Origin of the sequence: Aeromicrobium sp., assembly GCF_014378035.1 — a bacterium.
In the GTDB taxonomy this organism is placed as follows: Bacteria; Actinomycetota; Actinomycetes; order Propionibacteriales; family Nocardioidaceae; genus Aeromicrobium.
Genome location: NZ_JACMOM010000078.1, coordinates 1 through 12,363, shown reverse-complemented (window position 1 = coordinate 12,363; position 12,363 = coordinate 1). Strand labels below are relative to the sequence as shown.

The window sequence follows — 12,363 nt, the reverse complement described above, 5'->3', positions numbered from 1 at the left end:
GCCTGCTCCGCGTAGGTGCGCGACGTCGACTTGAGGATGCCCCGCGTGTTTTCCCTGACCTTGTCGAACACGACGACAGTGTCGTAGAGCGAGTAACCGAGGATCGTCAACAACCCCGTGACCGTCGCTGGTGTGACCTCGAACCCCGAGAGGGCATAAACCCCTGCCGTGATGACGAGGTCGTGGGCGAGAGCGACGATGCCCGCCACCGACATTCGCCACTCACGGAAGTACGCCCAGATGAAGATCACCACGACGAAGAGGAAGACGATCAGACCGGTGAGTGCCTTGTCGGCCACCTGCTTGCCATAGGTGGGGCCGATCGACAGCTGGCTGACCTCGGTGGCACCGGCCTTCGTCAGGGCGACCTGGATCTGCGTGGACTGGTCCTGCGTGAGCGTGCGTGTCTGGATGCGGATGGAGCTGGCACCGGACGTGGTGACGGTCGGGTCGCCCGCCTCGGGCACGTTCGCGTTCTTGACGGCTTGCGTCATGTCGTCGACCGTGGCGGCGTTGGCGGTCTGGACCTTCGCGGCGAACTCGACGCCGCCCTTGAACTCAACCCCGTAGTTGAATCCGCGTAGGACGAACGCCAGCGCGGCCAAGATGACGATACCGGCGGAGATCGTGTACCAGAGCTTGCGTCGTCCGATGAAGTCGAACGAGACTCGACCCTCGTACAGGTGCTGTCCGAACGTGCTGATGCGGCCCATCAGGCTCTCCCTCCGGTGCGGGCAATCTCGGTGACCTTGCGGCCGGAGATGCCAAGGTGTGCAGCGTCGAGGCCGGACAGCTTGTGCCCCTGGCCGAAGAACTTCGTGCGTGCCAGCAACGAGACCAGCGGCTTGGTGAAGAAGAACACGACGAACACGTCGATGAGCGTCGTGAGCCCGAGGGCGAATGCGAACCCTCGCACCACGCCGATGGCGAAGATGAACAGCGTGAGCGCAGCCAGGATCGACACGGCGTCAGCGGCCAGGATCGTGCCCCGTGCCCGCAACCAACCGGCCTCGACGGCCAGGCGCAACGACTTGCCTTCACGCACCTCATCACGGATGCGCTCGAAGAACACGATGAACGAGTCGGCGGTGATGCCGATCGCCACGATCAGCCCCGCAATGCCCGGCAAGGTCAGGGTGAACCCGACGCCCTTGCCCAGCAGCAGCACCATGACGAAGGTCAGTGCGGAGGCGACCACCAGAGACCCGATGATCACCAGCCCGAGCCCGCGGTAGTACACGAGGCTGTAGATGACGACCAGGATCAGCCCGACGATGCCCGCGACGAGTCCCGCGTGCAGCTGGCTGCCGGCCAAGGAGGGGCCCTCCTCAGAGACACCGTTGACGCCGAACGTCAGCGGCAGCGCACCGAACTTGAGCTGGTTGGCCAAGGCTTTCGACGACGCAGCAGTGAAGTTGCCGGAGATCTGTGACTTGCCATCGGTGAAGTGCCCGTCGGTCGTCGGGGCGCTGAGGACCTCACCATCGAGGACGATCGCGAACCGACTGGCCTGGTCCTTGCCCGCATTGGTCTGGGCGAAGAGCGCCTCCGTGACCGTGTCGAACGTCTGCTTGCCCTCACCCTTGAGCGCCAGCGCCACGACCCACTGGACCTGCTGCTGAGGCAGCACAGCGGCGGCACTCTTGACGTCGGTACCCGCGATGACGGTGGGGCTCAGGATCTGGACCTCACCGGTCTTGGGGTCGCACGTGACGAGTGGCTTGTTGGCCACGTCGTCAATCTTGAGGCCGCTCGACTTGCAGACGAAACCCTTGGCCTGCGCCTGGAGTGCCGCGATGCCGGGCTGGTACGCCTTGGGCAGCGACGTGAGGCCAGTGGTCTCGGCCTTGATGGTCTGGTCGAGCGACAGCTTGCTCCAGTCGATGCCGTCGATGATGGTCTTCTGCGCCGAAGTGTCGACGGCCTTGGTGGCGCTGGCAAGGTTGCCCGTCCAGACGAGGCGGAAGCGCAGCTGTGCAGTCTTTCCGACACGGTCGACGAGACTGGCCTGGTTCTGGCCCGGGATCTCGATGATGATCTGATCCTTGCCCTGAGTCGTCACCTCCGACTCGGAGACACCGCTCGCATTGACCCGCTGGTCGATGATGTCGCGAGCCTGCTTGAGCTTGACCGCAGTGACCTGACCCTCGGAGGTCTTGGCCTGGAACATGATGCGTGTTCCGCCCTGCAGGTCGAGGCCGAGCTTGGGCTTCCACGCACTGTCGTCGCCCTTCTTGGTGTTGAGGTCCAGCAGAGCGACGAGGGCGTACAAGGCGACCAGCGCGACGAGGAAGAGGATCAGTGTCCGCCGCGGACGCGGCAGGTTGCTGCCCCCCTTCGACTTCGGCTTCGGGTTGCGCCTGGGAGTGGCGGCCATCAGGCGTCGGGGCCCTTCTCGAGGTCGATACCGGCCTGCGGGGCGCCCGGCTCAACAGCATCCGGCACGACACGAGCCACCGCCTGCCGGTTGATCGTGACGACAGTCTGAGGAGCGATGCGCAGCTCGAGGGTGTCGTCGCCGATGCTCACGATCTCGCCGAACATGCCGCTCGCCATCATGACCTTGTTCCCGACAGCCAGCTCACCCTGCGTCTTGAGAAACGCACGCTGGCGGGCCCGCGCGGGGCGCACCACCAAAAGGATGAAGGCGATGACAAGGATCACGAGGGGCAGGAGTGCGCCCAGATTGTCCACTGTTGATGCTCCCGTACGAATGTGAGAAGTCCGCCACCTGCGGACGGCCTGGTCTTTGGCCTGCGGGAACGATCACGCCGCGGGCCAACGGGAAGTTTAGCCCCTCGAGCACCTGGTCCTGACGCGGCTCACGGCGACGCTGTCGACACGTTGCTCAAGGAGCGCCTGACGCGGGGTCGTCGGGCAGCGGCAGCTGCTCGACTCCGACCGGTGCCGGGAGACCGAGGTGGCGCCACGCTGCGGCGGTCGCGACTCGTCCGCGCGGAGTCCGGGCCAAGAATCCGAGCCGTACGAGGAACGGTTCGGCGAGCTCTTCGACGGTCTCGCGCTCCTCACCCACGGCGACGGCCAGGGTCGACGCTCCCACCGGCCCGCCACCGAAGCTGCGGCACAGGGCATTGAGCACGGCCCGGTCGAGCCTGTCGAGGCCGAGGTCGTCAACCTCGTAGAGGGCAAGCGCATCACGGGCAACGGTCTCGTCGATGACTCCCCCGGCCCGCACCTCGGCGAAGTCACGGACTCGCCTGAGCAGACGATTGGCGATGCGCGGCGTGCCGCGTGACCGAGAAGCGATCTCACGACCACCCTCGTCGGTGACCTCCAGGCTCAGCAGGTTCGACGAGCGATCGACGATGCGATGCAGCTCGCCGGTGTCGTAGTAGTCGAGCTGGGCCGTGAACCCGAAGCGGTCGCGGAGCGGGCTGGGGAGCAACCCGGCGCGGGTCGTGGCGCCGACGACCGTGAATGGCGGAATCTCCAGCGGGATGGCTGTCGCGCCCGGGCCCTTGCCGACGATGACGTCGACCCGAAAGTCTTCCATCGCCATGTAGAGGAGCTCTTCGGCAGGCCGTGACATGCGATGGATCTCATCGATGAACAGGACATCGCCCTGATTGATCCCCGACAGGATCGCCGCAAGATCGCCTGCATGCTGGATCGCTGGGCCGCTGGTGATGCGCAACGGCGCCGAGAGCTGGTGGGAGATGATCATGGCAATCGTGGTCTTGCCGAGTCCCGGCGGACCCGACAGCAGGACGTGGTCGGGCGTGCTGCCACGGCCGACGGCCGCTTGGAGCATGAGTGAGAGCTGCTCGCGCACACGCTCCTGCCCGATGAGCTCATCGAGGGTCCGCGGACGCAACGCGGCATCGAAGGCCCGGTCCTCGAGGCCCTCCCCGGCGACGACGGCTTCGAAGGCATCAGTCTCGCGGTCGAACGTGTCGTCGTCGTCGTGCATCAGCGCGCCTTGGCGAGGGTGCGCAATGCATCGCGCAGCACCGTGGAGACGTCGGGAGTGGCGTTGGGTGCGAGCTCGTCTGCAACTCTCTCGAGCGCGGCATCGGCGTCACGGGCAGACCAGCCCAACCCGAGCAGCGCCTCGTGCACCTGCGCGCGCCACGTCGGAACACCGGACGACACATGCGTCGTGACGCCCATGCGGTCCTTGAGCTCGACGACGATGCGCTCGGCTCCCTTGCGGCCGATGCCCGGCACCGAGGTGAGCGTGGCGAGGTCGCCCTGGCCGATGGCCTGACGCAGCCGGCTGGGGTCGAGCACGGCGAGCATGGCCTGCGCCACCTTGGGACCGACCCCGCTCGCTGTCTGGACAAGCTCGAACATGTCGCGCTCGTCGGTGTCGGCGAAGCCGAAGATCGTGAGCGAGTCTTCCCGCACCACCATCGAGGTCGAGAGCTGGACCTCGCGGCCGATGCGCAACGTGGCGATCGTGCCGGGCGTGCACATGACCTGCATGCCGATGCCCCCCACGTCGATGACGGCCGAGGTGAGACCGACGACAGCGACGGTGCCGCGAACGTGGGCGATCATCGCGCCGCCTGCCGGTCGACAGCGGCCTGGATCCGCGACTGCGCTCCCCCGCGCCAGATGTGACAGATCGCCAACGCAAGGGCGTCGGCGGCGTCGGCCGGTCTGGGGGCCGCGGTCAGGCGCAGCAGCCGGGTGACCATCTGGGTGACCTGCGCCTTGTCGGCGCGGCCGTTGCCGGTGACGGACGCCTTGACCTCGCTTGGCGTGTGCAGGCAGACGGGTATGCCGTGGCGCGCGGCGACGAGCATCGCGATGCCGCTGGCCTGCGCCGTTCCCATGACCGTGCGGACGTTGTGCTGACTGAAGACGCGCTCGACCGCAACGACGTCGGGCCGGTGCTCGAGGACGCTCGCCTCGATGCCCTGCTCGAGCTGATGGAGCCGGCGGGCGGTGTCGAGGTCGGCCGGGGTTCGGACGACGCCGACGTGCACCATGGTCAGCGGACGTCCCACCGTGCCATCGACCACCCCGACGCCACAACGCGTGAGGCCGGGGTCGATGCCCAACACCCTCATGTGCCGCCCCCTTCGTTGACCGAACGCATGTTCGACAGCGTAGACGCCGGGTCCGTCACGGCGAACGCGACGCGCCGCACGCGACGGCTACTCGACCTGCGCCATGACCTCGTCGGAGGCGTCGAAGTTGGCGTAGACGTTCTGCACGTCGTCGCTGTCCTCGAGCGCGTCGATGAGACGCATGATCTTGGTGGCCGCGTCGACGTCCACGTCGACGGTCATTGTGGGCACGAATGCCGCATCGGCCGTGTCGTAGTCGGGCCCGGCGTCCTGCAGGGCTGTGCGGACGGCCACCAGATCGGTCGGCTCGCTGATGACCTCGAACATCCCGTCGTGGTCGTTGACCTCCTCGGCGCCCGCGTCGAGCACGGCAAGCAGCACGTCATCCTCGTTGGTCTCGCCGCCCTCCTGCTCGGCCGGGACCATGATGACTCCCTTGCGATGGAACATGTAGGACACCGAACCCGGGTCTGCCATGGTCCCGCCGTTACGCGTCATGGCGGTGCGAACCTCCATGGCCGCCCGGTTGCGGTTGTCGGTCAGACACTCGACGAGCAGCGCCACGCCACCGGGCGCGTAGCCCTCGTACATGATCGTGAGGTAGTCGACGGCGTCGTCGCCGAGGCCACCACCACGTTTGACGGCCCGATTGATGTTGTCGAGCGGCACGGACGACTTCTTGGCCTTCTGGACCGCGTCGTAGAGCGTCGGATTGCCCTCGAGGTCGGGGCCGCCTGCGCGTGCCGCCACCTCGATGTTCTTGACAAGCTTGGCAAACATCTTGCCGCGCCTGGCGTCGACGATGGCCTTCTTGTGCTTCGTGGTTGCCCACTTGGAGTGGCCTGACATCAACGTTCCCTTCGGTTGTGCCCTACGACTGAAGAACTTGGTCGACAAAGTAGCGGTGAAGGCGGTCGTCGCTTCCCACCTCGGGGTGGAACGAGGTCGCCATCAGGCTGCCCTGTCTCACGGCAACGATTCTACCGGCGGCCTCCCCCCAGGGGGTGGTGGCAAGCACATCGACCCCGGGACCAACCTCCTCGACCCACGGGGCACGGATGAACACGGCGTGCACCGGGTCGCCGAAACCGTCGAACACGATGTCGTCCTCGAACGAGTCGACCTGGCGCCCGAAGGCGTTGCGGCGCACCGTGATGTCAAGCCCGCCAAGCGTCTCCTGACCGACGATGCCGTCCTCGATGCGGTCGGCCAGCATGATCATCCCGGCGCACGTGCCGAATGTCGGCATGCCGCTGCGGATGCGGTCGCACAACGGCTCGAAGAGCTCGAAGGTCTGCGCGAGCTTGTACATCGTGGTCGACTCTCCGCCCGGCAGGACCAGGGCGTCGCAGCGCGCGAGCTCTTCGGGACGACGCACGGTGAACGCGTCGACGCCGATCGCCTTCAGCGTCGCCAGGTGCTCTCGGACATCGCCTTGAAGGGCGAACACACCGATCGAGGGGGAAGGCATCATCTGAGTCTATCGACGGTGCCTTCCCGACCGGTCACGTCTGGAGCTGGCACAACCTGTTTTCTCCGTTGCCGCTGAAGGTGTAGGTGAACGACTTCTTCTCCCCATCCGGGAAGATGCCGACGAGGGTCAGCGAGCCGGCTTTGTTGTTGAGGTTCGTGGTTGACGTCCTCGACCGCAGGCCGCCGTCGAACGCGTCGACTTCCGTCAGGCCGGACGGGGTCGTGTAGACGTAGCGGAACTGCCAGGTGGTCGGGCTGACCGGGGCGGTCCAGGTGATCGTCAGGTTGTTGCCGCTCGTCGCGCAGCTCGTGATCGTCACGGCCGCTGCACGGCTGAAAGTGCCGGACGTCGCCGTGGCGCTGTCGGTGTAGTACGCCTGGGTCTGGGCGCCGCTGAAGACGCCTGTCACGCATGTACCGATGATGATCACTGACGCGACGGAAAGTGCCTTGCGCCTACCCTCACCCGTGCTCGGAGAGCGTGGTTTGCCGGGCCGGAAGATCGTCAGCAGCACGACGCCCACGAGGAGTCCCCCGGCGAAGATGCCGATCGGACCGGAGACGAAGGACACGACGTAGCCGGCCCTGGGCATGTCGAACAAGACCCGGGGGGCCGATGCGACGACGTACGCCTGCTGGTCGGCGACACCATTGGCGTCGCCCTTGAGCACGAGCGTGGCCTTGCCGTTCGCGAGGCTGATGTCCTGGATGCGGTGCGTGACACGCACTCCTTTGCCTGTGCGGACCGTGACCACATCGCCGACCTGAAGATCTGATGCCGGCACGGTGCGGGAGATCGCCAGAGCTCCGGTGTCGATCGCCGGTGACATCGAACCCGACTCGAACACGATCGGCTTGATGTCGAACGCCACCGCGGCGCCTCCACTGACGAGGCACAGCACGCCGAGGATCGCGCCGACTGTCAGGCCGACCTCGCGAATCGCTCGTAGCGAAAACACGACACGCCGGCGCCGGTTGCGCCTCTCGGCCGGGGTCTCCGGGGGCTCGGGTGTCTCCACATAGCCGAGCCGCATCTGGGGCTCGCTCATTACGGGGCTCCAACCTGCTTGGCGTTGAAGGTGAAGCTGGCCGTCGTCGAGAGGCCCTGACCGGTGGTGGTGCCGACCGGCATCGTTGCCGTGACGCAGAACATCTCAGTACCACCCGCGGCCATCAGGCGGTTCGCCGTGATGACCGACGTGTTGCTCGTGCCAAGTGGTGCTGCGGGGAATGTCTCCGTGCCGCCCGTGCACGTCGATCCGGAGAAAGTACCGCCCGCGAACACCCGGAACACGAGGCTCGGTGCCAAGCCGCCTGGTGCCGTGCCCGTGGCGGTGTAGGTGAAGGCGAGCGAGCCGGCGTTCTGCACCGAGACGGAGGCGGACTTGCTGTCCCCCGGCTGCATGTTGTTCATGGCAAAGCTCGTCGTGAATCCGGCCGGGTTGTTGTTCACTCCGTCCAGCTTGATGTCGAGGGTTCCCGCCGTGAACGTGCCACCGGTCAGTGTCGCGTTGTCGGTGTAGTAGGCCAGGGTGCCGACGGCACCGAAGCCGAACACCACACCGAGGCTGAGGACCGCTCGCACGGGAGTGGAGCGAAGCCCCTGCCCGGCGCGGCGGAGTCGGGACGTGGAGTGCTTAGCCATGAGAGGCTCCCTTTGGGTGAGTGCGTCGTGAAAGAAGTAGTGCGGCACCGCTGCCCACGGAGATCGCCGCCAGTGCGGCGGCCCACCATGGGGCGGGAGCGCCGGTGTCGGGCAACAGGCCCGAAAGCTCGTCACCGTTGCTTTTGCCGTTGCGGTTGCCATCGAGTTCGGCGCCCAGGACTGCCGCGGTCTGTCGCAGGTTGATACGGAACGTCAAGTCGCTCGAGAGGAGCTGCGTCTCGTTGGTCGAGTCCTTGACGAGCTCCACGGCCACCGTGATCGGCACGATCTCGCGGTCCTCGAGGTCCGGCAGTGTCAGGAGGCGGTGCGCGGACGCGTCGGAGACCGTCTGGGACTCACCGCCGCCGCTGGCCGTGACGCGAAGGTCACCGGAGTCGAGCAGCTCGGACATCTGGGCCCCCAGGACGTCGACGGTGAGCCGCGCCGGCGCCTCGCCCTGGTTGCGGACGTAGAACGTGGCACTCCTGATGTCGCCCGGCACCCAGCGGATGCCTTCGTCGAAGAGCGGGCCGCTGAGGGCCGGGGCGAACGTCACTCCGTTGCGGCTGAGACCGAGCTCACCGGCGGCAGAGGCGGGCGGCGCGGCGACCAGGACGACAGCCAGGGCGGAGACGACGGACAGCAACAACTTCCTCATGCGGACACCTCCCCCTTCTGGCGTGCGGCACGGCGGCGGGAGGTCTTGGCCGATCGGGTGTCAGAAGCCGCAGACACGAGCATGAAAGCGGCGTAGAGCAGAAGTCCCGAGCCGACGGCAATCGCCACTACCTGGTGCTGCGACTTGTCGAGCAGGACGTTGGCCCGACCGAGGACCGGTACGGCGTACCACATCGTGCCCTTGATCTGCGCGGCCTGGACGAGATCGGCATCGGGAGAGGCGTTGCTGTCGCCCTTGGTGATGAGTCGAGGCGTCCCGTCCTTTGCCACCGTCGTGCCGATGACACGGTGTGTCACCACCGTGGGCTTGCCGGTCTCGACCTGGAACGTGATGACGTCTCCGATGTTGACCTGGTTGATCGCGACCGGTTTGGTGACGACCAGGGTGCCTGGCGGGTACGACGAGCTCATCGAGCCGGTCAGGATCGTGTAGGGGGTACCGCCGCCCAATCGCGGGATCAGGACGCAGACCGCGAGGACAGCGAGCACCGCAAAGATGACGAGCCAGGAGATCACCTGGCCGATCCAGGCTGCAGTGCTCTTCATCAATTCCTCTATTCGACGGCGTGACACGACGGGTCCAGCGACAGGGTGCCGGCGCAAGCCGGCACCCTGTGCAACTAACTACGGCGTTACTGGGTCAGCCCCGTGGACCTGTGTGGCGGTCACGACGTAGTTCGCGAGGGCAAGCGAGAGGCCCTGCGAGCTGTTGTCGACGCTGGTGCCGTACGGGAACGTGATCTTGATGGTCGCGGTCAACGAGTCGCCGTTGTTGCCCTCGGTGATCTCGGTGACGGACGCGCCCGCGACCTTGAAGCTTGAGTTCACGGTGACGTGCGAGGTCAGGTCACCGCCTGCGCCGCCAGTCGCATTGGTGCCGAGCGTCGCACGCAGGTGGTCGCCGGTGGCGCCGATCTTGGAGGTGCACGTCTTCGTGATCGTGTCGCCGGGGACGATCGAGGCAATCAGGTTGGCTCCGGCCACGACCTCCCCGTTGTCCAGGACGAATTGCGAGCAGCTGCCGGCCGACAGGGTGAGCGAACCGGAGTTGACAGTGGTGCCGCCGACGGTCGCCGTGGCGTTCCAGAAGGCGAGTGAGCCGGCGCCGCCGAGCAGCAACGTGCCCGCGGCAGCTGCCGCTAGTGCACCCTTGGTTGATTTCTTCATGCGGGGATCCATTCGTGAGGGCACGGCTGGAAATCAGCAGCGCTTCGATCACTCACTAAAGGGCACCGGAAGCGAATCGGCATTGTCAGGACGCAAAGATGACTCGTGCTGACTACGGGGTACGTCGAGTCATGAATCATCCTGACTACAAGACGACAGGGTACTAAGTCACTCCTGCAACGGGACCTGTTTTCCCCCGTCGCGACGGCGGCGGCGTGAGAGACGAGTCTCCAGGGGATACGCCGCCGCCGCCACTGCCTCTCGGAAATCCCTCCCGATCAGGCTGACAGAGGCCACCCGGCCGCCGACGACGAACGCCGTGCGAGCCGTGCTCCCTCAATCACCACCGCCGCGCGAGGCACTCCCATACCTCGAGCCCGGTGGTGCAAAAATCATACGCCTTCGACTGATCTTTCGTCACGAAAGAGGCAGCCAGCTTGGCGCTACCAGCCGCGCTCGGCCAGACGGTGGGGCTCGGGGATGTCGTCGACGTTGATGCCGACCATGGCCTCGCCCAGCCCGCGTGAGAACTTCGCGATGACGTCCGGGTCGTCGAAGAACGTGGTGGCCTTGACGATCGCCGCAGCCCGCTCGGAGGGGTTGCCGGACTTGAAGATTCCTGATCCGACGAACACGCCCTCGGCACCGAGCTGCATCATCATGGCCGCGTCGGCGGGGGTCGCGATGCCACCGGCGGTGAACAGGACCACGGGAAGCTTGCCGCTCTCGGCGACCTCCTTGACCAGGACGTAGGGCGCCTGTAGCTCCTTGGCCGCGACGAACAGCTCATCCTCGGAAAGGCTCTGCAACCGGCGGATCTCGCCGCCGATCTTGCGCATGTGCATCGTGGCGTTGGAGACGTCGCCCGTGCCTGCCTCGCCCTTGGACCGGATCATCGCGGCACCCTCGGTGAGACGACGGGGAGCTCCACCAAGATTGGTCGCCCCGCACACGGACGGCACTGTGAACTTCCACTTGTCGATGTGGTTGGCGTAGTCGGCGGGGGTCAGTACCTCGGACTCGTCGATGTAGTCGACGCCGAGCGACTGCAGGACCTGTGCCTCGACGAAGTGGCCGATGCGCGCCTTCGCCATGACAGGGATGGAGACCTGGGCGATGATGCCGTCGATCAGGTCGGGATCGCTCATGCGGGCCACGCCGCCCTGAGCGCGGATGTCAGCCGGAACACGTTCAAGAGCCATGACTGCGACGGCACCGGCGTCCTCGGCGATCTTTGCCTGCTCGGCGTTGACGACATCCATGATGACGCCGCCCTTCAGCATCTCTGCCATGCCGCGCTTGACCCGTGACGTGCCGACCGTCGTTGCTTCGATGCTCACTGCTGTGTCCTTCGTGAAGTCGCTCCAAATGATGCCTTCAGTCTACTCCGAGCGGCCCTTCGACGAGCAGGGCGGACACCGGCTGGACACCGGCTGGACACCGTCATCGATGCCTACCGACGCGTGAGGTCGCGCAACCGTCGGCGGGGTTCCAGAGATTCTGCTGCCGCAAGCAAGCTGTCGACCCGGGTGAGCTTGCGCCTCGGCCGACCTTGCCGCGCGCCCGCCTGCTGCTCCGCCCTGTCGATGGCCCGCCACCCGCTCAGGCCGATTGACCGGCTCGTGCGGGCACGCACCAGGTCGTGGATCTCGCGAGCAGGTGCCAACGGTGCAGAAAGGGCACCGGCGTTGAAGTCGGCCACGAGATGGTCGACGGTCTCCTGGGCACACGACTTGTTGGTGCCGATGAACCCGCTGGGGCCCCGCTTGATCCAGCCGACTGCATACGTGCCTGCAGCGTCGGTCACACGACCCCCGACGTTCGGGATGACTCCGGCCAGCTCATCGAACGGCACTCCCGCGACGGCAACGCCCCGATAGCCGATTGATCGGAGCACCAGACCTGTCGCGATCGTCTCCACCTCATCGGTCGGCACCGGTCGAACGACCCCGTCCATCGTCACCAGCTCGTTGCGACGGACGCGCACCCCTGTCACCTGGCCAGGACCCAACAGCTCGATCGGGGAGGTCGCGAAACGGAACACGATGCGGCGGTTGCCGGCACGGCGGGGCCGCGTCGTGGCCGCACGGAGTGCTTGCAGCTTCCGGTCGGTCATCGCGTCGCCCGAAGGAGCCTCGAGGTCAGTGCCTTCCACGACGATGTCAATGTCGTCGCGGCTCAGCAGGCCGACGAGCTCCGGCAACGTGAAGGCGGCCTGTGCGGCGCCGCGACGACCCCGCAGCACGACTCCGCGGATCGTGCTGATGCGCAGGGCCTCGAGCGCGTGGTCGGCGATGTCGGTCGACTCGAGACGAGACGGATCGGTGGCCAGTATCCGTGCGACGTCGAGTGCGACATTGCCGT

Annotated in this window: 14 protein-coding genes and 1 pseudogene; all 15 read right to left on the bottom strand. The window is 66.4% G+C overall.

All coding sequences use genetic code 11. From position 1 onward, the window contains the following. A partial coding sequence (secF, locus tag H7290_RS04230) for a protein translocase subunit SecF (protein ID WP_290512771.1) occupies positions 1-713 on the bottom strand: 713 nt, incomplete at its 3' end. Beyond that, positions 713-2,377 (bottom strand): protein translocase subunit SecD, encoded by a 1,665-nt coding sequence (gene secD / locus H7290_RS04225; protein ID WP_290512770.1) that lies wholly within the window; start codon positions 2,375-2,377, stop codon positions 713-715. The genes secF and secD, both read right to left, overlap by 1 nt. Then, positions 2,377-2,694: a preprotein translocase subunit YajC gene (gene yajC / locus H7290_RS04220; protein ID WP_290512769.1), complete on the bottom strand. Its 318-nt coding sequence runs from the start codon at positions 2,692-2,694 to the stop codon at positions 2,377-2,379. Before yajC ends, secD begins: the two co-directional genes overlap by 1 nt. A 154-nt stretch (positions 2,695-2,848) precedes the next feature. Next, positions 2,849-3,931, bottom strand: coding sequence for a Holliday junction branch migration DNA helicase RuvB (ruvB, locus tag H7290_RS04215; RefSeq protein ID WP_290512768.1), 1,083 nt, complete (start codon positions 3,929-3,931; stop codon positions 2,849-2,851). Then, positions 3,931-4,521, bottom strand: coding sequence for a Holliday junction branch migration protein RuvA (gene ruvA / locus H7290_RS04210; RefSeq protein WP_290512767.1), 591 nt, complete (start codon positions 4,519-4,521; stop codon positions 3,931-3,933). The genes ruvB and ruvA overlap by 1 nt, the downstream gene beginning before the upstream one ends. Next, on the bottom strand, positions 4,518-5,036 hold the full coding sequence (ruvC, locus tag H7290_RS04205; RefSeq protein WP_290512766.1) for a crossover junction endodeoxyribonuclease RuvC: 519 nt from the start codon (positions 5,034-5,036) through the stop codon (positions 4,518-4,520). Before ruvC ends, ruvA begins: the two co-directional genes overlap by 4 nt. An 87-nt stretch (positions 5,037-5,123) precedes the next feature. Beyond that, positions 5,124-5,885 (bottom strand): YebC/PmpR family DNA-binding transcriptional regulator, encoded by a 762-nt coding sequence (locus H7290_RS04200; RefSeq protein WP_290512765.1) that lies wholly within the window; start codon positions 5,883-5,885, stop codon positions 5,124-5,126. Positions 5,886-5,907: 22 nt separating this feature from the next. After that, the gene (pdxT, locus tag H7290_RS04195) at positions 5,908-6,510 is read right to left on the bottom strand and encodes a pyridoxal 5'-phosphate synthase glutaminase subunit PdxT (RefSeq protein WP_290512764.1); all 603 of its coding nucleotides are present in this window, start codon (positions 6,508-6,510) and stop codon (positions 5,908-5,910) included. A gap of 31 nt (positions 6,511-6,541) precedes the next feature. Further along, positions 6,542-7,558 (bottom strand): signal peptidase I, encoded by a 1,017-nt coding sequence (locus H7290_RS04190; protein ID WP_290512763.1) that lies wholly within the window; start codon positions 7,556-7,558, stop codon positions 6,542-6,544. Next, entirely contained in the window at positions 7,558-8,154 is a 597-nt protein-coding gene (locus H7290_RS04185; RefSeq protein WP_290512762.1) for a TasA family protein, read from the bottom strand. The genes H7290_RS04190 and H7290_RS04185 overlap by 1 nt, the downstream gene beginning before the upstream one ends. Then, positions 8,147-8,812, bottom strand: a complete 666-nt coding sequence (locus H7290_RS04180; protein WP_290512761.1) for a hypothetical protein — start codon at positions 8,810-8,812, stop codon at positions 8,147-8,149. The genes H7290_RS04185 and H7290_RS04180 overlap by 8 nt, the downstream gene beginning before the upstream one ends. Further along, the gene (locus H7290_RS04175) at positions 8,809-9,378 is read right to left on the bottom strand and encodes a signal peptidase I (protein WP_290512760.1); all 570 of its coding nucleotides are present in this window, start codon (positions 9,376-9,378) and stop codon (positions 8,809-8,811) included. The genes H7290_RS04180 and H7290_RS04175 overlap by 4 nt, the downstream gene beginning before the upstream one ends. Positions 9,379-9,456: 78 nt before the next feature. After that, a complete protein-coding gene (locus H7290_RS04170) occupies positions 9,457-9,999 on the bottom strand; it encodes an alternate-type signal peptide domain-containing protein (RefSeq protein ID WP_290512759.1) in 543 nt (180 codons plus the stop codon). Between the two features lie 443 nt (positions 10,000-10,442). Then, complete coding sequence (gene pdxS / locus H7290_RS04165) at positions 10,443-11,291, bottom strand: pyridoxal 5'-phosphate synthase lyase subunit PdxS (RefSeq protein ID WP_366927598.1); 849 nt, start codon at positions 11,289-11,291, stop codon at positions 10,443-10,445. Between the two features lie 161 nt (positions 11,292-11,452). After that, positions 11,453-12,363: pseudogene (locus H7290_RS04160) on the bottom strand (4Fe-4S ferredoxin); the annotation flags it as partial.